The 24501-nt window shown below is 47.0% G+C and carries 27 protein-coding genes; 21 read left to right on the top strand and 6 right to left on the bottom strand.

Features of this window, described 5'->3' with window-relative positions; translation table 11 throughout:
• Positions 1–312 precede the first annotated feature (312 nt).
• From IFO68_RS02225 to IFO68_RS02215, 3 genes are all read left to right on the top strand, one after another.
• The gene (locus IFO68_RS02225) at positions 313–1077 is read left to right on the top strand and encodes a hypothetical protein (protein ID WP_192014243.1); all 765 of its coding nucleotides are present in this window, start codon (positions 313–315) and stop codon (positions 1075–1077) included.
• A gap of 126 nt (positions 1078–1203) precedes the next feature.
• Positions 1204–2397, top strand: coding sequence for a cystathionine beta-lyase (locus IFO68_RS02220; protein ID WP_192014241.1), 1194 nt, complete (start codon positions 1204–1206; stop codon positions 2395–2397).
• A 161-nt stretch (positions 2398–2558) separates the two neighbouring features.
• On the top strand, positions 2559–2915 hold the full coding sequence (locus IFO68_RS02215; protein WP_192014239.1) for a hypothetical protein: 357 nt from the start codon (positions 2559–2561) through the stop codon (positions 2913–2915).
• Between the two features lie 275 nt (positions 2916–3190).
• On the opposite strand, the gene IFO68_RS02210 is transcribed toward IFO68_RS02215, so the two are convergent.
• Positions 3191–3478 (bottom strand): hypothetical protein, encoded by a 288-nt coding sequence (locus tag IFO68_RS02210; RefSeq protein WP_192014237.1) that lies wholly within the window; start codon positions 3476–3478, stop codon positions 3191–3193.
• 345 nt (positions 3479–3823) lie between these two features.
• Between IFO68_RS02210 and IFO68_RS02205 the strand changes: the two genes are divergently transcribed.
• The 6 genes from IFO68_RS02205 to IFO68_RS02180 all read left to right on the top strand — a co-directional run bounded on the left by IFO68_RS02205 (position 3824) and on the right by IFO68_RS02180 (position 10521).
• Positions 3824–4432, top strand: coding sequence for a DNA-3-methyladenine glycosylase I (locus IFO68_RS02205; protein ID WP_192014235.1), 609 nt, complete (start codon positions 3824–3826; stop codon positions 4430–4432).
• Positions 4433–4526: 94 nt separating this feature from the next.
• On the top strand, positions 4527–5492 hold the full coding sequence (locus tag IFO68_RS02200; RefSeq protein ID WP_192014233.1) for a cation diffusion facilitator family transporter: 966 nt from the start codon (positions 4527–4529) through the stop codon (positions 5490–5492).
• 197 nt (positions 5493–5689) lie between these two features.
• Complete coding sequence (locus IFO68_RS02195; RefSeq protein ID WP_192014231.1) at positions 5690–6076, top strand: hypothetical protein; 387 nt, start codon at positions 5690–5692, stop codon at positions 6074–6076.
• A gap of 129 nt (positions 6077–6205) precedes the next feature.
• The gene (locus IFO68_RS02190; protein WP_192014546.1) at positions 6206–6550 is read left to right on the top strand and encodes a DMT family transporter; all 345 of its coding nucleotides are present in this window, start codon (positions 6206–6208) and stop codon (positions 6548–6550) included.
• A gap of 616 nt (positions 6551–7166) precedes the next feature.
• Positions 7167–8501 carry an N-succinylarginine dihydrolase gene (astB, locus tag IFO68_RS02185; protein ID WP_192014229.1) on the top strand — a complete coding sequence of 445 codons (1335 nt, stop codon included), beginning with the start codon at positions 7167–7169 and terminating at the stop codon, positions 8499–8501.
• Positions 8502–8799: 298 nt separating this feature from the next.
• The gene (locus IFO68_RS02180) at positions 8800–10521 is read left to right on the top strand and encodes a phospho-sugar mutase (protein WP_192014227.1); all 1722 of its coding nucleotides are present in this window, start codon (positions 8800–8802) and stop codon (positions 10519–10521) included.
• 120 nt (positions 10522–10641) lie between these two features.
• On the opposite strand, the gene IFO68_RS02175 is transcribed toward IFO68_RS02180, so the two are convergent.
• Positions 10642–11097: an exoribonuclease R gene (locus tag IFO68_RS02175; protein WP_192014225.1), complete on the bottom strand. Its 456-nt coding sequence runs from the start codon at positions 11095–11097 to the stop codon at positions 10642–10644.
• 196 nt (positions 11098–11293) lie between these two features.
• Here IFO68_RS02175 and mrcB point away from each other — a divergent pair, with 196 nt between their 5' ends.
• The 5 genes from mrcB to IFO68_RS02150 all read left to right on the top strand — a co-directional run bounded on the left by mrcB (position 11294) and on the right by IFO68_RS02150 (position 15993).
• Positions 11294–13669 (top strand): penicillin-binding protein 1B, encoded by a 2376-nt coding sequence (gene mrcB / locus IFO68_RS02170; RefSeq protein ID WP_192014223.1) that lies wholly within the window; start codon positions 11294–11296, stop codon positions 13667–13669.
• Between the two features lie 70 nt (positions 13670–13739).
• Positions 13740–14273 (top strand): NUDIX hydrolase, encoded by a 534-nt coding sequence (locus tag IFO68_RS02165; RefSeq protein WP_192014221.1) that lies wholly within the window; start codon positions 13740–13742, stop codon positions 14271–14273.
• 158 nt (positions 14274–14431) lie between these two features.
• Entirely contained in the window at positions 14432–15019 is a 588-nt protein-coding gene (locus IFO68_RS02160; protein ID WP_192014219.1) for a YceI family protein, read from the top strand.
• 76 nt (positions 15020–15095) lie between these two features.
• Positions 15096–15713, top strand: coding sequence for a fumarylacetoacetate hydrolase family protein (locus tag IFO68_RS02155; protein WP_192014217.1), 618 nt, complete (start codon positions 15096–15098; stop codon positions 15711–15713).
• Positions 15714–15759: 46 nt separating this feature from the next.
• On the top strand, positions 15760–15993 hold the full coding sequence (locus tag IFO68_RS02150) for a DUF3820 family protein (RefSeq protein WP_192014215.1): 234 nt from the start codon (positions 15760–15762) through the stop codon (positions 15991–15993).
• Positions 15994–16045: 52 nt separating this feature from the next.
• Here IFO68_RS02150 and IFO68_RS02145 read toward each other — a convergent pair whose 3' ends face one another.
• Positions 16046–16468 carry a DUF3010 family protein gene (locus tag IFO68_RS02145; RefSeq protein WP_192014213.1) on the bottom strand — a complete coding sequence of 141 codons (423 nt, stop codon included), beginning with the start codon at positions 16466–16468 and terminating at the stop codon, positions 16046–16048.
• A 231-nt stretch (positions 16469–16699) separates the two neighbouring features.
• Between IFO68_RS02145 and IFO68_RS02140 the strand changes: the two genes are divergently transcribed.
• Positions 16700–17143 carry a methyltransferase family protein gene (locus tag IFO68_RS02140; protein WP_192014211.1) on the top strand — a complete coding sequence of 148 codons (444 nt, stop codon included), beginning with the start codon at positions 16700–16702 and terminating at the stop codon, positions 17141–17143.
• Between the two features lie 56 nt (positions 17144–17199).
• On the opposite strand, the gene IFO68_RS02135 is transcribed toward IFO68_RS02140, so the two are convergent.
• The 3 genes from IFO68_RS02135 to IFO68_RS02125 all read right to left on the bottom strand — a co-directional run bounded on the left by IFO68_RS02135 (position 17200) and on the right by IFO68_RS02125 (position 19326).
• Positions 17200–17568: a HopJ type III effector protein gene (locus tag IFO68_RS02135; RefSeq protein WP_192014209.1), complete on the bottom strand. Its 369-nt coding sequence runs from the start codon at positions 17566–17568 to the stop codon at positions 17200–17202.
• A 126-nt stretch (positions 17569–17694) separates the two neighbouring features.
• Positions 17695–18096 (bottom strand): DUF2750 domain-containing protein, encoded by a 402-nt coding sequence (locus IFO68_RS02130; RefSeq protein WP_192014207.1) that lies wholly within the window; start codon positions 18094–18096, stop codon positions 17695–17697.
• 201 nt (positions 18097–18297) lie between these two features.
• Positions 18298–19326: a transporter gene (locus IFO68_RS02125; RefSeq protein ID WP_192014205.1), complete on the bottom strand. Its 1029-nt coding sequence runs from the start codon at positions 19324–19326 to the stop codon at positions 18298–18300.
• 365 nt (positions 19327–19691) lie between these two features.
• On the opposite strand from IFO68_RS02125, the gene IFO68_RS02120 reads away from it, so the two are divergent.
• The 6 genes from IFO68_RS02120 to IFO68_RS02095 all read left to right on the top strand — a co-directional run bounded on the left by IFO68_RS02120 (position 19692) and on the right by IFO68_RS02095 (position 24454).
• Positions 19692–20357 carry a hypothetical protein gene (locus IFO68_RS02120; protein ID WP_192014203.1) on the top strand — a complete coding sequence of 222 codons (666 nt, stop codon included), beginning with the start codon at positions 19692–19694 and terminating at the stop codon, positions 20355–20357.
• A 44-nt stretch (positions 20358–20401) separates the two neighbouring features.
• Positions 20402–20734: a carbon storage regulator gene (locus tag IFO68_RS02115; protein WP_192014201.1), complete on the top strand. Its 333-nt coding sequence runs from the start codon at positions 20402–20404 to the stop codon at positions 20732–20734.
• A 180-nt stretch (positions 20735–20914) separates the two neighbouring features.
• On the top strand, positions 20915–21463 hold the full coding sequence (locus tag IFO68_RS02110) for a hypothetical protein (protein ID WP_192014199.1): 549 nt from the start codon (positions 20915–20917) through the stop codon (positions 21461–21463).
• Between the two features lie 148 nt (positions 21464–21611).
• On the top strand, positions 21612–22292 hold the full coding sequence (locus IFO68_RS02105) for a C39 family peptidase (protein ID WP_192014197.1): 681 nt from the start codon (positions 21612–21614) through the stop codon (positions 22290–22292).
• Between the two features lie 15 nt (positions 22293–22307).
• Positions 22308–22835 (top strand): hypothetical protein, encoded by a 528-nt coding sequence (locus tag IFO68_RS02100; RefSeq protein ID WP_192014195.1) that lies wholly within the window; start codon positions 22308–22310, stop codon positions 22833–22835.
• Between the two features lie 272 nt (positions 22836–23107).
• Entirely contained in the window at positions 23108–24454 is a 1347-nt protein-coding gene (locus IFO68_RS02095) for a VpsR-related response regulator (RefSeq protein ID WP_192014193.1), read from the top strand.
• The last annotated feature ends 47 nt before the right edge of the window (positions 24455–24501 follow it).

Raw genomic sequence — 24501 nt, 5'->3', positions numbered from 1 at the left:
TTTTGCTGTGTCAGGTTTATTGACATTTTGGTGTGCTGAATTTTTGTCCGAAGTTGTCTGTGTACCGATTCAGCAGGCATCTTGATCCACACTGCGCGAATAGAAAGTCTTGCTGTACCTCTGATGCTCCTGCCTGGACCGTGTTTTGCATTTCGCCTTGCAAAATGCGACGCAAGTCACAAAAATTTACAGCTCACACCTGAAACAGGCTCGCTTCCCCGTAACCGTTACCCGGCACTTTATTTGCATGATAAAGATCACATTCTTGTCCTGGTTTTGCGATTTGACAGGAAGAGGAATACCGGTAAAGCAATGTGGCGTATCACGGGTCGGTATGATCCGGACAATAACAGAAATGGGGGCGGCGCTATGTATGACGCAGAGATGAAGCTGAACCATCAGATTGTACAGTTTCTGGAGTACAAACTTCAGACACTTCACGAAAATATCCGCGAAAATATCACTGAACCACCTGAACTTTATACGGCTATGCTGGCGGTGCTGACGCAATATATGGCAGGCCTGAAGTCTATCACCTGTTTGCTCAACCATGGCTTTGTGCCGCAAACACGGGGGATTTTTCAAACCCTGGGTGAAGACTATGAAGACATTATCTTTCTCAGCCTGCCCGCCTTGCATGGCACCATGACCCATCTGCATTACGCCTATCTTAAGCGTGTGGCCGGTGAAGAAGACTACGGGTATTACAGTCCGGTGTCGCGATGCGAGATCAGAAACCAGATCAGGGAAGCAAATGGCATCAATCACAATGTTTTTCAGCTTTACCCGAAGCGGCAGGCGTTGCAGGTTCTGCGTCCGTTAGGCGACAAACCCTGTTCTGCCAATCTGGCCATAGAGTTACATCGACACTTTGCCTATAAAGCCGTGTTGTTGACAGTACTGACAGCGAAAGTGGCTGATGAACAAGAAGTGATGCGCGAATGCCTGAATTATCGTGCACATCTTGAGATGGTGGATCCAGAGGCTGTGGTGATGCCTCAACCTAAACCTCAGCCGCGCCCGCAGACTGCGCCAGCGCCAATCGCGAATGATATATCTTATGCGGCAATAAGATAACTGACACAGTCACTGCGCTGTACCCAAACACAAGGCAAGTGTGATAACGTCATGTGATGTAAGAAGCCATTGCGATTGCAATGGCTTTATCGGTTAAATGGATGAATGACAGGCATTGGGAACAGCATGGCAGAAAAGAAAGCATTAGATACTAAAATCATCACCGCCGGCCGCTCGAAAAAGTGGACTCAGCAATTAGTGAACCCCCCGGTTAGCCGCGCTTCCACCATAGTGTTTGATTCCGTCGCAGAGATGAAGCACGCCACCGCCAACAGGGCGAATAAAGCGCTTTTTTATGGCCGCCGCGGCACCAATACGCATTTTGCTTTTCAGGATGCCATGGTTGAGCTGGAAGGCGGTGTGGGTTGTGCGTTATATCCTTGTGGTACAGCTGCAATTTCTAATGCCATTCTGTCATTTGTAAAAACGGGCGATCATGTTCTGATGGTCGATGGCGCTTATGAGCCAACGCGGGATTTTTGCGACAAAGTGCTTGCGAAAATGGGCGTCGAAACCACCTATTATGACCCTGTAATTGGCGAAGGAATCCGGGACTTAATCCGCCCGAATACTACAGTGTTGTTTTTAGAGTCGCCTTGTTCCATCACCATGGAAGTGCAGGATGTCCCTACACTTGCGCGTATCGCCCATGAGCACGATATTGTTGTCATGCTGGATAATACCTGGGCTTCGCCTATCAATTTTCAGCCGTTTGAACATGGTGTTGATATCTCCATTCAGGCTGCGACTAAGTATATCGTCGGGCACTCAGATGTGATGTTAGGTACAGCAACGGCCAATGAACGTTGCTGGGATCAGTTACGTGAACACAGCTATCTGATGGGACAGTGTACCTCTCCCGATGACGTGTATCTGGCGATGCGGGGACTGCGTACTTTGGGCGTGCGTCTGCGTCAGCATCAGGAGAGCAGCCTGAAAGTGGCCCGTTGGCTGGCTGAACGACCAGAAGTTGATCATGTACGCCATCCGGCACTGCCGAGTTGTGAAGGGCATGAATTTTATCTTCGGGACTTTAAAGGGTGTAACGGATTATTTTCTGTCGTGCTTAACCGGGGCAATACCGAAGCACTGACAGCATTGCTGGATGGCATGGAACATTTCAGTATGGGCTATTCCTGGGGTGGCTTCGAAAGTCTGATCCTGGCCAGTGAAGATGTTAATAAACTGCGTACCGCGAAGAAAAAAGCTTTTGCAGGTCCGATTTTACGTCTTCATATCGGATTAGAAGATTGCGATGATCTTATTCGGGATCTGGAAAAAGGATTCGAAAGGCTGAACGCAGTTCTGACGGCTGAGTAAGATTCCTCACCTTCATGATGACAGGCCACTTGATGTGGCCTTTTCTGTCTCTGGCTGTTGAGAAATACTGAACACATTTTAGGTAAGTTTCTGAAATAGGCTAAAATTTATTCAGACGACCTGATTGGGTCACTTGTGGCTGAACGAAAAGGAGAAAGGCCATGAAAAAATTATCTCTAGTATTGTTTGGGACATGGGTACTGGCGGGTTGTACCAGCATGGATTCAGAATATGGTGTAGGTGAGTACACACTTTTCCCTAAGGCTTATGTTAATGAAGAACCTTATGACAGCATTTATCACTTTGGGTTTAACCAAGGCTGTGAAAGTGCATTAAGTCTGAAAGGTGTGGTTGATACTGAATATATGAAAGATATTGCTCTGAATAATTCTGATACCCGCTATAACGAAGGTTGGGATGACGGTAAAACGGCGTGTGATGATGGCCAGCGACGGCTCATGGAAAGTAGCCACATATTGGCAGGTGAACCTAAAGCGGCAAAGGAAAATACATATTAACTTTATGTGACGGAAACAGGGACATCTCTCGGATTGTTTCCTGTCACAGGAGAGTAAAGTAATGGTTTATATACATTGTTGCCGTTACGTACCGTTAGTAATAAATTTATTACCTAAGTTTTTTGTTTGAGTGAAATATATATCTTACCGTTTGGTTAGATATGGGGCAAAAAAACAGACCTTTCGGTCTGTTTTAGAACGCATCGGGAATAATGTGGATAAGAAATAAACCTAGCCCAAGTTCTTCTTTTTGTTTTTCCACAATTCTGGTGCGTTTATGCCGCTAAGGATTTACCCATTGAATGGACTTGTCCTTGGTGGAACAGCACCGGCACAACAATGTGTACTTCAGTCAGAATTAAGTAACTGCTGTGTTCAGCTGGTGTATGCAGCTCTACAACGACTTGTAAATTCTGATCAATTGCTTTCTGAAGCGCTCTTGTTGTGGATGTTTTTCCTTTTTCGGCAAATGGACTAAATTTTCCATTTCGGGCATACACCCAAATGGTGAAAGAGTGTTCGTCTCTTTCAAGTTGCTCGATGAAATCAACGATGTGTTTCATTTCCAGTCCTTATTGTCGAGTCAATATCTGAATATTGACGCGACTATTATGAAATACCCACAATGAAATTCAAATTCTTTGATGGGATTTATTTGATATTGTGACTTAAGCGATATTTTTGTGAAATTTTGTTGCCCTATTTTGTCATCGGTATAGAAAGTGATATGTACAGTGTTTCTTATTGAGTGTTCTTTAAACGTATCTTGCTAAGAAATATCGCTTTTATTGATTTTTTAATACAATCATAATAACGAATAAAGAATTCGGTGCTTGGATGTATAACGGTTATCTTCTCAGTTGTTGTTTTAATCACATGTTCATTTTTATTGCCAAGGGGTATATTTAATGATCGAGGAATCGAAAGTATGCGCATGGGCCATGCATCAGCCTCTTGAGCGGGAATACCATGATACAGAGTGGGGGCTGGTTGTAACGGATGACAAAATCTTGTTTGAATTCATTACGTTGGAAGGTGCTCAGGCTGGTTTAAGCTGGTATACCATACTAAAACGGCGAGAGGCATACCGGCAGGCTTTTGCCGATTTTGACATTAAGCAGTTAGCAGAATGGGGCGATGAAGAAGCAGAAGCAATTCTTACCGGGTTTGACATTATTAAGCACAGGGGCAAGGTCAATTCTGTCTTTACCAATGCTAACGCCGCGCTGGCGTTACAAAAAGAGTTTGGCAGTTTGTCGGCTGCATTGTGGCAGTTTGTGGATGGCGTGCCGATCAATAATCGCTGGGAGAGTATTGATCAGGTGCCTGCGAGTAGTGAGCAATCAAAAGCCATGAGCAAGTTTCTCAAAAAGCGAGGCTTTAAGTTTGTCGGTGAGACCATTTGTTATGCTTTCATGCAAGCGGTAGGTATGGTGAATGATCATCTGGTTGACTGCTATTGTTACGAGCGCGCCGTCATGAGCCAGGGAGCAGCAGCCAACAGCAACACCCAGTAAAACAAGCATCCAATGCGTCTTCTTATTCTCGATGTCAATGAAAAGACAGGACAGACAATAAAGTGGTTGTGCGGAGTCAGCAGCAGGAATGAGTATGCCAGAGCCTTCAGATCAGCATCATGATAAGGGAAAAACCATTCGGACCGTGACCCTGGTGGGCGCGATTCTGAATGTTTTTCTGGCGGTATTAAAGATTGGCATAGGTAAGTTTGCGGGCAGCCAGGCACTTGTAGCGGATGGGGTACACAGCTTTTCTGATTTACTAACAGATGCTGTCATTTTGCTGGGCTCCCGATATTGGATGGCACCAGCAGACAGCGGTCATCCCTACGGCCATGGTAAATTTGAAACCCTGGCTAATGTTTTTATCGGGCTAATGCTGGCACTGGTTGGAATTGGTATTGGTTGGGACTCAATTGAAACGCTCAGCGACACACCTCCACCAGCGCCAGGAATGCTGGCATTTTATGCTGCTGTTGCTGCGATTGTGATGAAAGAACTCCTGTACCGCTGGACAATGCGTGAAGCGAAGCACATCCATAGTGCGGTTTTAAGGGCAAATGCCTGGCATCATCGCAGTGATGCGCTCAGCTCTGTACCTGTTGCTGTCGCTGTGATTACCAATGCCATTTTCCCTTCTCTGAAATATCTGGACCAAATTGCGGCATTGCTGGTGACGGGGATGATTCTGAAAGCGGCATTCGAGATCATCTGGCCGGCTTTTAATGAACTGACCGATGCCCGAGGCAGTGAAGAAGTGGAAAAACGCTTGGTACACATGGCTGAAGAAGACAAAGATATTCGTGAAATCCACGCGATCCGCAGCCGCCAGACGGGGGGGAGCTTGTTACTGGATTGCCATATTCTGGTGGATCCAGAGATGTCGATTGAGAATGCCCATGCGATAAGCGAGCGGTTCAAGCAGAGCGTTATCACCAAGATGGACAATGTCATTGATGTGGTGATTCATATTGAACCATATACCTGTGAAGAGAGACTGGTGAACCCGTGCTCGCTGGACGAACAGCTTCATCAGCAGAAGAAGAAACCAGATCGCTGAGGGCGCCGCTCCTTGAGCCTTTTGGTACTTTTTTATCTTCCCGTCTCATTTGTGATTCTCTTTTACTGCAGTGATCTCACTAGGCTTAAAATGAAAATACCGAATATGCGTGTCATCTAACCGGCTGTATATTTGGCTTTTTTTGAACCTTCACGGCTGGTTGGTAGCAGACTGGCTAATGAGATACCGGGGGATGTATGCCGCTTATTCGTATAAAATCATTACCCTTTGCGGGCGATGTTGAAGTAAACGTTGCCTTGGGTATTTTATCCCAGGCCATTGCCGACGCCACCCAGATTCCCCAGCAGCACATTATGATTGTGTGGGAGTACATACCTGCGGGCCATTTCGTACATGGCGGGCAACTGGCGAATCAGCAACCATCAAATTCGCATCCTGTTCTTGTGGATATGGTTGCCCCCAATTTCAATACCGAAGCGCAAATTGCAGCCATGCTGGAGCTGATAGCCAGCAGTCTGTCACGTACCCTGCCGATTGCGCAGAACAACATTTTCATCAATTACACCCCGGCTTACAGTGATGGTGTATATGACGATGGCCATGTGGTTGAATGGGAAAGTTAACGACACTTGTGCTATCGCTCTGGTACCAGTGATGGCCAGGCAAAACATTTTTTTGTAATGTCATGGAACGCAGGTAATTCGTGTGTAGAATGGGCTGATTTTTATTAAAGTGAGTTGATCATGCTACATATGATTTCTGCGTTGCCACCTATGCTGGCATTATTTATGGCGATTGTCTGTGAGGTGATCGCAACCTCTATGCTGCCTAAAACGCAGCAATTTACTCAACTTGTGCCCACCGTAGTGGTATTAACCGGGTATGGTGCTGCATTCTTTTTGCTTTCAGTGACGGTAAAAGTTGTTCCCATTGGTGTGGCCTATGCCATTTGGTGTGGTGCCGGAATTGTTCTGGTCGCCCTGATCAGCTGGTTGTGGTACGGACAAAAACTGGATCTGTACGCCTTGCTCGGCATTGCATTTATCATGGCCGGCACACTCATCATCAATGTATTTTCCAAGTCTTTAGCACACTGATAATCCGCTATCACATGGCATTTGTTGCTTAGTGGTATCAATCTGCATGGCTGGCCGGGCTGATAAACCTGATCAGCCACACAAAATCAAAAGAAAGAATAAGAAAAATATCGCACTTTTCACCAGTGGAAAGTGCGTAATTATGTATTCGATATGCAGTGGCCTGAAGCTGTTTTTTTCCTGCCCCAGCAAGATGGCTTGTGGCTGAATGCTGTCCAGCCACAGACAGTCTATGCTTTTAAAGCAATGAACGGCTGACCGTATGGATTTGCGCCAGTTTTGTACATGGATCACGTGAAAACGGTTGTCGCTTAAGGGGGGCTGCTCACAGAGGGGGAAGTTGAGCCGGGTAAGTGATTGCACGCCCTGTTTTACCTGATCCCATTTCATTGTCATCTGAAAAGTACCTGCAAAGTACAGACACACCGGCTGTAAACGCTGCGTCTGTTTACCGGGGCTTTCACAGCACCAAACGACGCCAGAGCGATGAATAGCCATGCTGCAAATTGGTGATAATATCTAATTTATAACATTTGGTTAGACATTTATCTGGATCTTGTTGCTAATGTAAAAGCTTTGTTATCTTTAGCCCGAGATAAACTGAGATGGAAAGTCTATGAAAGCACGTGAAGCGAATTTTGACGGATTGGTAGGGCCTACGCACAACTACAGTGGTCTGTCGTATGGTAATGTTGCGTCTGCCAAAAATCAGGCGGCGCCATCTAATCCGAAACAAGCTGCCAAGCAAGGCCTGGACAAAATGAAGGCCCTGGCCGACATGGGTATGTTGCAGGGTGTGCTGGCACCGCAAGAGCGTCCAGACGTCCACACTCTGCGCCGCCTGGGTTTCACAGGCAGCGACAAGTCAATTATTGAACAGGCTGCGAAACAAGCGCCTAAAGTGCTGGCTGCGTGTTGTTCGGCGTCCAGTATGTGGACCGCAAATGCAGCCACTGTGTCGCCATCGGCAGATACCGCCGACGGCAAGATCCATTTCACACCGGCAAACCTGACCAATAAGTTTCACCGCTCCATTGAGCATGAAGTAACAGGCCGCATTTTGCGCAGCACCTTTGCCGATCCTGAATACTTCTCTCACCACTCGGCACTGCCAGCGGTAGAACACTTTGGTGATGAAGGTGCGGCGAACCATACCCGTTTCTGCAATGAATACGGTGAGCACGGCGTTGAGTTTTTCGTCTTTGGCCGTCACGCTTTCGATACCCGCCACCCGGCACCAAAAGTGTTCCCGGCCCGCCATACGTTTGAAGCGTGCGAAGCGGTTGCCCGTTTGCATCAGCTGGATCCGGCTAAAGTGGTGATAGCGCAGCAAAACCCGGATGTGATCGACCAGGGTGTATTCCACAACGACGTGATCGCAGTGGGTAACAAGAATATCCTGTTCTGCCACCAGCAGGCATTTTTAGATCAGCAGGGCACTTACCGCTCTCTGAAAGAGAAAATGGGCGAAGGCTTCAACATTATTGAAGTCCCTACCAGCGCTGTGTCTGTTGATGATGCTGTAACCAGTTACCTGTTTAACTCTCAGCTGATCGAAACACCTAACGGTGAAACTCTGTTGGTTCTGCCGGAAGAATGTCGCAAGAACGATAATGTCTGGCGTTATGTCGAGCAGTTGATGGCAGACCAACGCGGTATTGATCAGGTAAAAGTGTATGACCTGAAACAAAGTATGGCTAACGGCGGTGGCCCTGCGTGCTTGCGTTTACGTGTTGTGCTTAATGATCAGGAAGTACGTGCAGTGAATCCTTCAACCCTGATGAATGATGGTTTATACGGCCGACTGAATCAGTGGGTTGACAAGCATTATCGTGATCAGATGGTTGAAGCTGATCTGGCTGATCCTCAGTTACTGGATGAATCCCGTGCTGCACTGGATGAACTGACCCAGATTCTGGCTTTGGGATCGGTTTACCCGTTCCAGCGCTAAGCTTCAGTTAAAGTGTTTTCTCCAAGCTAAAGCGGTATGCCATTCAGGCTGCCGCTTTTTTCTTTTTTATCATTCGCTTAAATCTGACACCATCAGCTGTGTATCCCTCTATACTTGTCAGACAGAGTGATGCCATTCCGACTATTTCCTGGTTATTCTTCACCATGGCGATGCTATCTTTTTGATGCCGGGACGGTATGAATATCGCGCAGACAGTTAACATCAAAAGCAGTTAAAATGCGAATAACTATCATTTGTGATATTTTGTTTTCAGACCCTGCAATTAGGAAGACAGAGAATGAAAGAGTTGATAACACGCTGGTTAAAAAGAGATCCGGACCCTGCCACCCGGGACGAGTTACAGAACCTGATTGATGCCGGTAATGAACAGGAACTGACCGAACGCTTCTCTGGTCGTCTCGCCTTTGGTACCGCGGGTTTAAGGGGCATAGTGGGTGCGGGCCCCAACCGGATGAACAGGTTGGTTATTCAGGAAACGGCGACCGGGCTGGGGCAGTATTTACAGCAAACCGTGCCTCAGGCGACCCAGCAAGGCGTTGTTATTGGTTATGATGGCCGGCCAGATTCAAAAACCTTTGCCCATGATGCTGCATCAGTATTAACGGCGCAGGGCATCAAGGTTTACCTGACGGTCACGGTCGCGCCAACCCCGCTGGTGGCTTACGGTGTCACAGCTTTAAAGGCGGCCGCAGGTATTGTCGTGACAGCCAGCCATAACCCGCCGGCTTACAACGGGTTTAAAGTGTACTGGGGCAATGGCGCACAGATTATTCCCCCTCACGATAAAGGGATTGCTGCCGCCATCGACCAAGCAGCGCTGCAGCCACTTGATCTGATGGATCTCAATGACGCCGGCAATCAAGGGTTACTGGTTTGGCTGGGTGATGAATTTTATAACGATTACAGAGCATCGATTAAACAAAGTGCATTACTGCAAAATCATGCCAAACCTGATGCGGTCAGCATCGCTTACACTGCGATGCATGGCGTGGGCGCACAAATGGCAGAAACTCTGCTCGCGGACGCCGGATTTACTCACGTATACAGTGTCGCCGCTCAGCGAGAGCCGGACGGGACGTTCCCGACGGTAAATTTTCCTAACCCAGAAGAGCCGGGCGCCATGGATCTGGTTATTGCGGAAGCGGAGAAACACCAAGCGACGCTCGCATGTGCTAACGATCCGGACGCTGATCGTTTTGCGGTGGCGGTTCGCACCTCTGAAGGTCAGTATAAAATGCTGACCGGCGATCAGGTTGGTGTCTTACTGGGGCACTATCTGCTGACCAGAGCGAATCCTGAAACAAGCCTTGTCGGCACCACTATTGTCTCTTCCAGCCTGTTGCAAAAAGTGGCGTCGCGTGTCGGTGCTGATTACTACCAGACACTCACTGGCTTTAAATGGCTGACCAATATTGCGATGGAGAAGCAGCGTGAAGACAGCTGTTTCTTGTTTGCGTATGAAGAAGCACTCGGTTATACCGTGGGCGATATGGTGTGGGATAAAGACGGTTTATCCGCGATGCTGGCGTTTGCACAAATGACGGCTGAATTGGCTTTACAAGGTCGCACCGTGTGGGATCAGCTCGAAGCCATTTATCGCGAACACGGTCTGTATCTCAATTCACAGGTCAGCATTGCTCTGTCACCGAATTCCCCGCCAATCGGCGACACCCTGCGTCAGCAACCGCCTGAGGAAATTGCCGGGCGCAATGTTGTGCGTATTGATGATCTGAAATCCTCCACACGTTATAACGCCGATGGTTCAGTTGAGACGATCGATTTGCCCGCCAGTGATGTGCTGATTTATTTCCTGGAAGATGATTCCAGAGTGGTCGTCCGCCCTTCAGGAACAGAGCCTAAGCTGAAATGCTACTACGAGGTGGTTGAGGTCATTGATCAGATCGACACTCTGGAGCATGCCTATCAGCGTGCTCAAAGCAGTATGGACGAACTGGTGCATCGTCATCAGAACAGCTTGACGGGTCTGACCGACAGGTAATTATTTGCTGCTGTCTGGATGGAAGAACGCCAGCTTTGCCGCTGGCGTTTTTATTGATAGCTGTGGCACAAAGCAAGGTGCGATACAGGTGCTGCTTACGCCAATGACTGGCCTGGCAGGCTATGAGTCTGACGCGTGTCCGCTCAGGCTGGCATAACGGTGCAGCAGCTCTGTCAGTGCTGTAATCCAGCCGAAGGTGTCTGACGGTGCGTTCTTCAGCAGTTTCTCTACTTCCTGGCAATGTTGCTCCAGAGTGACGACTTCTTCCATCTGGAAAGCCATGGCATAAAAATGCCAGAGCAGCAGCCGTGTCATTCTCTCGGTATTCTGTTTTGCCTGTTCAGAGCCGGAAAAGGCGGAAGACACTTCCCCTAAAGCTATCGCTGACATTCGGAGCATGGCGTCAAACTGGGCAGCACGCTGGCGGTCAGCAGTCTGGGTTTCCTCCGGCTCAAAGGTGAACAACTCTTCCATGACATCCTCAGGGACCATACGGCTGAGGATGCGTTGGCTGAACTCTTCCAATTCGTGGCGGGGCATAGTGAGCAGACAGTTTAATGTGTAATCCCGTTGCATCGCTCTCTTTCTCCGGTAAGGCTGCAATGTCTAATGGCCTGTATTTTGCGTGATGATGTGAAGAATTACTACCGCTGTCATTCAGTTACAGCCGTGAAGCCCTTTATACATGCGGTCTGGCGTCATTTAGTTGACACAGGATTGACAAAAAATGAGCAAAATTTAGCTATCTTGCATGCCACAAAGTAATCAAATTATGCTGAGTGTGCATATTCAGCAGTTAGCGAAGATGAAGGTAATGACAGAGTCTGAACAACAATCTGCCCATACTTCAGCCCGATATTTGCCGGGTAAGAATTCTGATGGGGGCGAGCCACCACGCCGCAGCAAGTGGAAAATTCTGCTTGCCCTTATTCTGGTTGGCAGCCTGATTGCCTTAGGTGGGCTGGGCTGGACGCTTAATAAACAGATAGCGGATAAATTTGCCGGTCAGCTTTGGCAGCTACCCTCTGTGGTATATGCCCGCGAGTTGGTGCTGGAACCTGGAGCACAGGTGCGATATGAAGATTTAGTGAAAGAGCTGAAAGCCTTGAACTACCGCAAAGTCAGCAAGCCGACCCGGGTGGGTGAGTACAGCACCAGCCGCCTGAAAGTGGAATTCATTCGTCGTCCCTTTCAGTCACGCAGTGGTCCCCAACAAGCACGTCATGTGATTGCTGAGTTTAACTACAGTTCGGTTAAACGTGTTGCCGATGCGAACACGCATCGTGAATACGGTATTTTTTCTGTTGAACCGCAAATGTTGGGTATGCTGGAAACGGACTCTAACGAGCTGCGTTTGTATAAACCGAAATCAGAGTTGCCTTCTACGCTGATTGATGCACTGCTCGCAACGGAAGACCGTGATTTTTATACCCATGACGGTGTGTCTGTGGTTGCTATCGGGCGCGCGTTTCTGGCGAACATGAAAGCGGGACGCACCGTGCAGGGCGGCAGTACGCTAACTCAGCAGTTGGCGAAAAACCTGTTTCTATCCAGCGAACGCAGTCTGTGGCGGAAGTTTAAAGAAGCTTATATGGCGTTAATCATTGATTATCGCTACAACAAAGATGAAATCCTCGATGCCTATCTGAATCAGGTTTATCTGGCACAAAGTGGCTCGGATGCGGTGCACGGTTTTGCTCTGGGTGCCCGTTTCTACTTTGGTTTGCCGCTGTCAGAACTGCGAATTGATCAGCAGGCACTGTTGGTCGGCATGGTGAAAGGCCCGTCTTATTATAATCCCTGGCGTTATCCGGAGCGTGCGAAAGAGCGCCGGGATCTGGTGCTCAGCCTGCTGCACGATACTCAGAAGATTGATGATGAGACGTATAAAAAAGCCATCAAGCAAGATTTAGACTTACAGCCAAAAGGACATGTCGCCGGCAGGCAGCCAGCATTCTTTAGCTTATTGAAGCAAGAGCTGAACAAACGTGTCAGCCAGGGTTACAAACCGGGTCTGGGTTTACGCGTTTATACCACACTGGATCCTATTTCCCAGGCCAGTGCTGAGGGCGTTGTGCGGGCAAAAATGTCGGCTCTCAAGAAGCAGCACGGCAAACAGCTTGAAACCGCTATGGTAGTTGCAGATCGCCAGACCGGTGAAATCCGCGCCATGGTCGGCGGCAGCCGTCCTGAATTTGAAGGGTTCAACCGCGCACTTGATGCCCGCCGTCAGATCGGTTCGGTTGTGAAACCAGCGGTTTACTTGTCGGCGTTGGCACGACCAGAGCGATTCACTCTGGCCAGTAATCTGGATGACAAACCGCTTACGCTTACCGATGAAAAAGGGAAAACCTGGTCTCCCCGTAATTATGATCGCCAGTTTCGTGGTGAAGTGCCTTTGGTTCAGGCACTGGCACGCTCCTATAACATACCTACAGTGAATCTGGGGATGTCGGTTGGTTTAGACAACGTGGTGGATACTCTGGTTGATCTTGGCGTTGATCGTGGTCAGATCCCTCAGGTACCGGCAATCTTACTGGGCGCCTTTACTTTGTCGCCGTATGAAGTAACGCAAATGTACCAGACCATTGCCAATGAAGGCCGTCGCAGCGAACTGACAGCCTTGAGTGCTGTGACTGACAGCGATGGTGAGATGATTTATCAGGCATTGCCGACCGCGAAACAGGTGGTCTCCAAGCAATCTGCCTGGCTGACCATGTATGCAATGCAGAAAGTGGTCTCTGAAGGCACAGCCCGTTATCTGGACTCGATTCTTCCGTCACTGAAGCTGGCCGGTAAAACCGGTACCTCTGATGAAGGCCGGGACTCCTGGTATGTAGGCGTTGATGGCCGTGAAGTTGTGACAGTGTGGATGGGCAGGGATGACAATAAAAATGTCAAACTGACAGGCTCCTCAGGCCCGCTGCGTCTGTATGCGGATTACATCCAGCGTCGTGATCCTGAACCGGTCAAGCTGCAGGAACCGAAGAATATTACGGATGTTGCCTATCAGGTTAACCAGCAAGGCGGTTTGACACAGGCCTGCATCGGCCAGGTTGAGTTGCCTGTCTGGGACAAAGACGGCCGTCAGTCGCAAGGCTGTGAAAATAAAGTCTCTACCATTATTCGCTCGATCTTTAATTGGTAGCAGTGACTGGAAATCATCAGCGGGTCGGTTACAATGCCGACCCGTTTTTATATCTGAAGAGTACTCTTTTATGCGGCTTCTCAAGCGTACGGTTCATCCTGATGTCTCTGATTTAAGTGGTTCGATGTTTTACCGTGAAGCAGCCAGAGCAATAATCCTGGACGGTGACAATATTCTGATGCTGTACACCGCAAGGTATCACGACTACACCTTACCCGGTGGTGGTATTGATGAAGGGGAAGATATTGAGGCCGGGTTGGTTCGCGAGCTGCAAGAAGAAACCGGCGCCCGCAATATCCGTGACATTGTCCCTTTTGGTCTCTACGAAGAGTACCGGCCATGGTATAAACCTGAGTTTGATATCATGCATATGAAATCATTCTGCTTCACTTGCCGTATTGACAGTCAGTTAGGTGAAACGCAATTGGAATCGTATGAAATCCAGAATGGCATGAAACCTGTCTGGATGAATATCCATGACGCGATTGCTCACAACGAAGAAACGGTTGCTAAAAACGATAAAAAAGGGCTGTCTGTGGAGCGCGAGCTGTTTTTGCTTAAATGTATCCGCGATGAGCTGCTAACTGTGACTGAGAATGCCTGACTTTGGTGTCATTCTAAAGCAAGCAAGTAATTGATTGCATTAACCAAGACAAAAAGTGAATTCGCTCGATAAATGGTAACTTCATCGTTATTTTACACGCGGAATGGACGGAAACTGCCTATGATTATATCCAAGTAATCGTATTTTTGGAGATAGTTATGGCTTTATCAGTTCGCAACATTATTTTTGTCGCTCTGGCGGTATTTCCTCTCTGTGCATCAGCTGCCTGGAAGCTGGATAACAGCCAATCGCAGTTGCGTTTCCTGTCGGTGAAAAATAACAGCGTCATTGAGCAACATGCTTTCAAAGAGCTGGACGGCTCTATCACTGATCAGGGGGAAGTGCAGGTGATGCTGGACTTATCCAGCGTGGACACGCAAATCCCTATCCGTGATGAACGTATGAAAGCGATGCTGTTCAAGGTGTCGGACTTCCCCAAAGCAATGCTGGAAGGCGAGGTTGACATTACCGGGCTGGCGGATCTTAAGCCGGGAGAAACCCTGACTCAGCAAGTGTCTCTTAAGCTCAATCTTCATGGTGCTATCAATCCGGTGAATGCGGATTTACGAATTACACGTCTGGTTGACGGCACGCTGATGGTCAGCAGCCAGAGCCCGATTATCATTGATGCTAAAGCATTCGGCTTAGAAAAGGGAATTACCGCGTTACAAGAAGTCGCGAATTTGAATGGAATATTGCCAAGTGTCCCAGTCTTTGTGAATCTGGCATTTGTGCCTGAATCATAACCCTCTGAATTATTTTGACCTTGGCGGTCACGCTCATTATGCTCTGCCATATTCACATTGAATACAGGGAGTGGTTATGAAGAGCGTGACGGTCAGTGGTAAGCAAATTCAGCCGGGAAAAGTGATCTGCATAGGGCGAAATTATGCCGCCCATATAGAAGAGCTAGGTAATGAAATGCCCGAAGAGATGGTCATTTTCATGAAGCCTAACACGGCGATTGGAGATGAATTACACGCGACTCATGGTGGTGAAGTGCTGCATTATGAAGCCGAGATTGCGTATCTCTATCATGGCGGCCAGTTCAGCGCAGCCGCTCTTGGGTTGGATCTTACCAAGCGTGATTTGCAGTCTAAGCTGAAAGCTAAAGGCTTGCCGTGGGAGCGCAGCAAGGTGTTTGAAGGAGCCGCATTGTTCAGTGAGTTTGTCGCTTTACCTGATTCGGATTCCCCGCTTGGATTATCGCTGCACATAGATGACACCCTGGTTCAGAAGAGCGACACAACATTCATGCTTTACTCACCGGAAGTTATCCTGGCTGAAGTGCAGAAGGTCATTCCGCTTGAGGATGGCGACGTGGTAATGACCGGGACACCCGAAGGAGTTGGTCAGGTGATAGCCGGGCAAGACTTTCTTGGTGCATTAACCTGTAATCAGGAAGAGCTGGTCAGTTTTGGCTGGACAGCAAAGGACTGACACCTATTTCAGCTGAAGACAAGTTAACACAAAGCGGTACGCATCCATGTTCGAAAAACGTGATTTAGTCAAACTGGCCAATATGAAAATGCCATTTGGTAAGTACAGTGGTCGGGTACTTATCGATTTACCTGAACCTTATCTGCTTTGGTTTGCCAAGCAGGGTTTCCCGGATGGCGAGCTTGGTCGATTGCTGGCGATAACGCTTGAAATGAAAATTGAAGGGTTAGAAGAGGTTATCAGGCCATTGAAAGGTTTTCGCCTGGATGCTCAGGCTTGATCAACATCAGCTATCAGAAATTAACAGGGAGCCGTCTGGCTCCCTGTTGTGTTTACTGGCTCAGAAAGGCGTAGCCTGCCACAAAAGCATTTTCCTGAAACTGGCGCAATCCTGTGCCGCGGAAATCTACTGACAACGGACTTCTTTTCAGCTTCTCTTTGATTTCGGCATTGCTGATGAAAGTGACATCCAGATCGTCAATCAGCTGAATAGCGGTTTCCATTTTGAAGCTTTCAGCGCTTCCCGCGTGCTTGCCACGTGTTTCACGGGTTTTAATGACGATGTGCTCCACCTGGTAGTCTTCGACCAGTTTTTTGAAGCTTTTCTGAAATTGACGCATCTGTTGGTTGTCAAAGGCATCGCTAAGCACCAGTTTCTGCGATCGGCAGTCAGGAATTGAAAACATCCCTTGTTTCAGTGACAGCAGACAAAGGTTAGCTTCTTTACCTTTCAGCTCAACGGCAAAAATTTTCATGGTATATCTCGAATAATGACTATGGCGGCTATTGTAAGCCAAGATAAGACAGGCTGTCAGTGATAATCACTGCGAGAAGCTGAATTTTTACCGGGTTTCGCTGTGTAGCATTTGGGTGAAACAAGAGAAAGGTTAAGGGGTTTAACATTTTTTAAACAATCTTTTCTGCTTGCGTATAAATGTGCTTATACTTTTCATATCAAGCTGTTGACTGTGATTAAGGGATATAAGATGAGATTCAGACTTACGCCCCCTTTAGTGTTTTTAATTACCCTGGCTGCAATGTATTTGCTGGCTCAGTATTTTCCGGTATGGCGTTTCAGTTTTCCCGGCAAGATTTTATTAGAATGGGTGTTCAGTTTATTGGCTGTTGGTTTCGGGCTGGCAGGTATCATGGCTTTTGCCCGCGCGAAGACGGCACTAAGCCCAAGAAAAACAACACGGCTGGTGACGTCTGGCGTCTATCGGATATCAAGAAATCCGATTTACCTGGGGTTGCTATTGTTACTGATAGCGGTTTTTCTTAATTTGTCAGCCTTTTCCAGCCTGATAATGATTCCTGTGTTTGCCATTTACATGAATTATGTGCAGATTGCGGCAGAGGAAAGGGTACTGAAACACGCTTTTGGCCAGCAATATCAGGAGTATTGCCAGCATGTCAGGCGATGGTGCTGATAAGGCATCTGGTCATAAAACAGGGAGCTATGCGCTCCCTGTTTTGGTTCTGGTGACTAACAATCCGCAATGGAATGCTTAGGCATTAACGGCTGGCCGGCAAAGCGAATACCGCGCCAACCATATTTCATGAATGTCCGTATATTCATATGATCTGTGCCATCAGGGTTATTCAGTACAGCATCAAAATAGTGGTGTCCAAAACAGGCAAGTGTTTCCTGTTCAGAGAGTTTGTGTTGCTGGGCAAAGGCGAAAATACGGCACGAGCCTTCATTGCTGCCCGCTTCGTTGGCAAGCGTTTCATTGCCCAGACCGTTGCTGAATGCTGTCGGCCTGTAATCGTAGTGCTGGTCAATGACACTCAGAACGTTGTCGAAAATAACGCTCGTGGGTGATTCCTTGATGGTTGCGAGCAGCGTATCCATCTGTTCTCCTGCTTCAGTTATATGGGGGAAAACGGGGGGAATCCCCCCGTATCAGCCCTGCATAACCGGCATCATGCGTCGGATATGCAAAAGCTATTAGTGAATTCAGGCTTATTGTTGTATTGCTTAACGTTTACCTGATTTTTTGGACTGTTGTCTTAGCGCGTCGTCCAGCTCTTCCGGGTACAGGATAATGCCTTCCTGCTCCAGGTTTGGAAACACGACAATCGCCAGTTCGTCGTCTTCCAAGCCTGGCGTCCAGCGGCTGTGCCATTTATTAATTGAAATCGATTCAGGCTTGCATTCGGCCCAGTCTCCTGTCGCCCAGGCTTGTGCGAACTCCTGATTTGGCCAAATTGGCACACAGTCTTCATCCTCGCTGTTTAACATGACACAGCCGTGTTCGTCGGTCAGAATCCAGATCTGCCCCTGACTGGTCACTTCTTTCAGCAGGTATTGACATCTTTTTTCCGCATCGTACTGCAAAATAGTGTCAATTTGTTCGGTGGATAAAGGGGTGGTGGACATAGTTGGACCCTGTTTTCGGATGTTGATTATTATGATCAGTTGACTTGGCGGAGCTATTGGCAACATTCAGAAAAACGGCCCTATAGATCGCCCAGAATCAACTGCTCTAAGCATAGTGGAAAGCGGGATGGGAAGAAAGGGGGGAAGGCCTGGCGAAAAAAATGCCAGCAGAGACTGGCATTTCTGATGAGAAGTCTGAAGTTATTTCAGCGTATAAGGTATCCGGACTGTCAATTGGAAATCAGGAGCATCAGCCGTTAACCCTGCTGCTGCGCCTACGTTGATGGTGGTTTCTCTGTTTACAGCATAGTTGGCACCGAACGAAATAGTATCCAGTTGCAGTAATTTCGCATCGTCAGGATACCCTCCGTTCACTTTCGATTTCAGTATGGTTTTGTGGTTCAGGCCAATGCTGAATGAGAATTTGGGGTTGACGGCAAAACCCATACCTGCACCCAGTGAGATGGTGTCCCCCAAGTCAATGGTATTGATTTGCGTACTTGGGGCTTCATCCGTAGCAGGAATTTGAATGCTGACGTCATCTTTAATGTTCCAGATATAGCTGGCATTAAGAAACAGCACGGCAGGGTCAAGTGGCATGATCATAGTGACGCCCGGCTCTATGCTTGGAAAGCCTGAGCCTGTAGGTAACTCTTTGAAATCATTGGTGCTATCAATAGGTACATCATAGGGTGAGCTCCCTGTGGTACTTTTGAAGCGAAGACTACCTATCCAATAGGGAGCTTCGAGCATATTGAACTGGTACTTAAATGCTGCTTCTATATCACCCAGATCGTTACCTTCAACTGTTTTAGTGGTGGGACTGTTGGAAGGTCCATTGATATCCCGCTCAGAAATGGAATCGTTACGGTAAACCCAGGGAATTCTGGCTTCGACTTCTAACCGGTTGGTGATCCCGTAACGCCCGGTGAGGCCAAAGGTCATGGTGGTTCTGTCAATATCACTGGCCCGTATCAGGCCAACAATGAGTGATGGCAGTACGGTATAACCTACCACCGAGACGGTATTGGAGGAGTTCTGGGTATAGGTTAAGGAAGAATCAAGAACGAAAGACCCTTTCGGTGTCAGTACCCCTGGCCTTTCCAGAATGTCTGTAACTGTCTGAACCTGACGCGACTTTTGTTGGGTTGTTGTAGATTCCTCTGCAGCAACCGTGGTTGAAAAGATCGCTATCAGCGCTAAAAGGCTGTGTGTGTTAAACTTTCTCACGATATCCTCACTTTGTTTGCAAAGGTCACCCCAAAAATGGCAGTCAGTTGCACTGACTTGTCATAAGAATAGTCAAGCATCCGATAAAAAGTGATCAATAAAAGGTTATTTTTGTCTTACTTCTGAATCCTGATAAAAACAGTATTAATCTCAATACAATTATTAGTAATGAGAATGGTGAATCCATTCTTAGAAATAAGCACGCTCAGGCAAGGTGAATAAAGGAATGCGCATGTTTTTTATTGCCATCGTTTTTATTAAAAATAATACAAACTAAAAAGTGGCGAAAACTAGTATTAAGTTATCTCTCGTGGCAACACGGGAGAGCAATAAAATAAAAACTCAACATATTTGGAGTCTTAATCATGCGTAAATCTAATCTCGCGCTGTTAGTGGCAGTCGTAGTTGCATCTCCACTGGCTCTGGCTAGTGGCTATCCTCAAGCACCTAGCTACGGCGGTGGTGGTTACGGTGGTCATAATGGTGGTTATGGTGATAATGATTCATCCATCGTTGATTCATTTAATGATGATATCACTAAGACAGCCACGCTGACTTATGACAGTGATAAAACCATTACAGATAGCTTCAATGAGGACAACGATACGCTGAAAATGAAGGACATCAATAACGATAAAAGCTTTAAGTACACAGATAACAGTGATAACAGCAAAAAGTTCCACTTCGAAAGTAACTTTAAGCACACTGAAACCTGGAAAATCGATATTGATAAAAACTTCTACATGGCAAAATCTGACCTGAAAGGTGAAGTCATTGCTAATGACGTCACATACGGCGGTGCTTGCTGTGATGATAAAGACTGGGGCCATGGTGGTTATGGTAACAGTGGTTACGGTAATGGTGGCAATCACGGCGGTGGTAATGCCGGTTCGCTGACAGTGACCCATGTGAATGATATGTCTGGTGCCTTTGCCGGTGCTTCAGGTATCAGCCTGGCAGGTCAAAACGCCGGTAACAACTCGCTGGTTCAACAAAGTGCTAGCACTAACGCTGTACTTCTGGGCCAATAACACATTAGCTGAGGGGTGTCAGAGACAGCTCTCAGGAGGACGTCATGAGATATTTAACGCTGACCGTAGCTGTACTGTTATCTTGGGGTGCAGTTGCTGATGAGTTGGATATTCTAACAAGTTCCGATACGTTGAGTGATAGTTCAATGTATGAGACTCGAGGTGGGCAGTACGAGCTCAACATTGACTACATGCAAGCCGATTCGGATATGTACGGTGATGTCGTGGGTAATGGCGCGTATGGCAATACAACTGGTAATAACGTAATTGATGGCGGAGCCTTCAGCGGATCATCAGGGGTATTCAACGTAGTCCAAAACACCGGTAATAATGTGTTAATTCAAAATGCGACCGTGGTTAACCTGACATTGAAGTAACACTGTTAGTGTATCTAAGCTGGATTATTTAATCCGGGAATAAAACTAAATGTTAAATTACTAGTAATTGATATTTGGTTTCGCAGGGCTAACATCATTGCTTCAACATCTATAACATTTACCCAGCATGAGATTTATTTAAATCTCATGCGTTATGGGGAACATAATTGGAGTAACATCATGCGTAAATCAAACGTGTTGTTATTAGCAGCGATTATTGCATCGCCTATGGCGTTTGCAAATGGTTATCCAGATGCAGATAACATCGAAGGCAGCTTCAATGATACTGTTGAGAAAACATTGACTGTCGATATCAGCAAATCAAAAGAAATCGATTATTCTTTCAATGAAGATAACGATGATCTTTATATGCGTGATATCGGTAATGATAAATCCAAAACCATTAAAGATAACAGCGATAATTCCTGGGTTGTGAAGAAAGTGTCTGATGTAGAAATCGACAAAACTTTCAAAAAATCATACAGCATGGATAAAGTACTCGCTGATTCGGAAATTGATGGTGAAGTGATTAGAAACGAAGTGACCTATGGCGGTGCTTGCTGTGATGGTAAAGCCGGTACTGTTGATGTTGAACACTATAACACTATGGTCAACTCGTTTAGTGATGCGTCTGGTATCAGCATTGCTGGTCAGAACGCAGGTAATAACTCTATGGTTCAGCAATCTACCAGCACCAACGCTACACTGTCTGGCTCTGCTAGTTACTAACCAAACCGGGCCGTCGCAAGGCGGCCCTTTCATTGTTTTTACCTATGGAGCCTTTCAATAGCCTTGAGAATCTCCGATAGATAAGAATGATTTCCTGCCTGACGACAATAAGAGCGGCGTCAGGTTAATAACAGCGAAGGGTGTGGTGATGAAAATAAAACTGGCAACCCTGGCATTGGCAGGATTAATGGTCAGCACAACCGTGAGTGCTCTGGACTATTTCCCAAGCCGAGGCGCATACAATGTAAAAGTGCAAAGTTATCAGGAGAAGCTCTTTGGTGATGTCATGCGCCAGCAGTACGACTTTAGTTGCGGCTCTGCGGCGGTGGCTTCACTGATGACCTATCACTACGGCATTGAGACCAATGAAAATACGGTATTCAAGTCGATGTTTGCAAATGGTGATCCTGAAAAAATAGAGAAACAGGGATTTTCCATGTTCGATATGAAGGCTTACATGCAGTCTGTTGGCCTGGATGCCAATGGTTATCGTCTTCCGCTTGAGAAATTTAAAACACTCGGGGTGCCCGCCATAACCATTGTCAATTTCGATGGCTATATGCACTTTGTGGTGATTAAAGGTATCAACAGTGAACAGATTATTCTGGGCGATCCGTCGCGTGGCACTATGGTGATGAAGCTCAGTGAATTTAAACCTTATTATCGCGGCTCGGTATTGCTGGTGAAAAATAAAGTGAAAGAGGGGCGCGAAAGTTTCATTACCCAAGAAAACTACAGTGTGTACAACCCTTCACCAGTATCTGATGCTGTCGCAAGGGACTCGCTGTCAACGTTCAGTATTACATTGCCGGGTACAAACGATTACTAAAAGGCAGAGGCTAGTATGAACAAGCTATCTTACTATGTTGTAGCAGCCACCCTGGGAGGTGCTGCTGTCATGGCAAATACTTCCGCGAACGCATTCACCAAGCCATCGAGTTTGTTGGTATTGAATGATTCGGGCATGATTGCCATGACACAATCGGAAATGTCTGCAATACGAGGGGGGTTCTCGGCGGAAGGTTCGCTGATAAGCATCGGGCTGAGTATTATCACGGCCCTTAACGGCGAAGAGATATTACGCTCGCATATTGCCAATTTCACCATCAGCAACGGGATGCTCACCACTACCGCAGGGTCAGCCTATTCAAGTGGCGAAATGCTCACTTTGAAGCAGGTGGGGGATAACAACTCTTTTGAACGGCCCAGTTTATTGCCCAACAGCATCATGCAGGTGGTGCAAAACAGCCTGGATGGCAGCAATATTCGTATTGAGAGAAACATAGACATTGATGCTGATATTAACGGATACATCCAGCATAGTGTAATGAAAAGCCGACTTGAGAATGCGATTTTGCATACAGGGTATTGATAGTTGTTTCCTTCCAATTTGTGTTGTTAGTGTCAAGGTACAGCAGGCTGCTGTACCTTTTTTGTATGCAGTTTTATCCAGCCAGGTATACGATCGTAAAAAGTTCCAGAAATGCCTCGAATCTTAAATGGTTGAATATTGGCCTATTATGTTGTGAGAAGACGCTTATTAAGACAATTCTTACTATTGATACCGCGCGTATCAGTGGTTTCTTGCCTATATTTTCAATGAACATTAATAATAAATGTGCATTGAAATGAAGGTGACTTCTGATGGTAGGTCAATGTCAAAATAAAGCACTAAATGGCAGACTAGTGGCAATAGGATGTAACTACGAGCCTTGGATAGCGCTTCTCGAACAGTCAGGTTGGAAAACCCAGTGCTGTTATGATTTAAGAACGGTTGATTCAATCCTGGAAGAGTTCAGCCCATGTATTTGTATCGTTGATTTAAGCAATAATGATTTTAGCTTAAACAGCATATCTTTGAGGGCAAATAAAACCAAACAAGTGAGATGGATTGCTCTGATTAAAAAAGAGCAATTGAAAACAGATGCAATATGTCAGTTTATCAATAACTTTTGTGTCGACTATTTCACTGTACCCGTACCAGGCAGCCATCTGCTGGATACTGTTGGTCATCAGCTAGGCATGCTGGATATTGAATCCAGTTCCTGGCATGAGATTACCACCCAGCACGAGATGGGCTTGTTTGGTGAGTCAAAAACGATCAAACAATTACGTGACATGGTTCGTCGTGTGGCGTTAACAGAAGTTAACGTGTTTCTTACCGGGGAGAATGGCACGGGCAAAGAGCTGATAGCCAAGTCTGTTCATAACCTGTCCAAACGCAAACATGCCCCCTTTGTGACGATTAATTGCGGGGCACTCAGCAAAGATGATGAAAAGCTGAACTTCCTCAGGCATGTGTCAAAGCCTGATGAGGAAGGCACAGGCTTTAACGGCACCATTATGCTGGATAATGTGGAAGAGTTAACCAAAGAATTTCAGGAATTACTCTTGTCCTTCATTCAGGCTCCTGGCAATGATTCTCTGGACGGCGATTCAGCCTGCGATGTTCGCATTATTGCGGCAACCAGCGCAGATCTGGACGCCTTGGTAGCTAAAGGGGAATTCAGCAAAGAATTGTTTTATCGTCTGAATGTCTTCCACATAAAAGTACCGACCTTGCGAGAGCGTGGTTCTGACATTTTCTTGTTAGCAGAAACCTTTTTGCAGAAGTTTGCCAAGGAATACAGCACCATGGCATCGAGTTTCTCGGAAGACTCCAAGCAACTCTTGCTGCGCTACAGTTGGCCGGGCAATGTCCGTGAGCTGATTAATCAGGTCAAACGGGCAGCGTTGCTGGCGGAGGGGAACGAAGTAAGGGCTGAGCATTTTGATTTGCCCAGCAAGGCTAATTTCAAGCAAAGCTTGCGTAATATTAAGGATGAAGCAGAGAAAGACGTGTTGGTGGCGGTACTGGAAACACACCGGGGTCAGGTTGCTTCGGCAGCCAAAGATTTAGGTGTGTCACGTGCAACCATGTACCGGTTACTGAACAAGCACAATATTGTGCCTGATGTACGTCACTATAACTCGTCGTTTATGCGTGAATAATCCGTAAGCAGGAAGTGAAACACCCCGCACCAAAGTGCGGGGTGTTT

The sequence above is a fragment of the Photobacterium arenosum genome (assembly GCF_014841115.1).
In the GTDB taxonomy this organism is placed as follows: domain Bacteria; phylum Pseudomonadota; class Gammaproteobacteria; order Enterobacterales; family Vibrionaceae; genus Photobacterium; species Photobacterium arenosum.
Note: the sequence above shows the minus strand (reverse complement) of the source record. Positions and strands in the feature narration are given on the sequence as shown.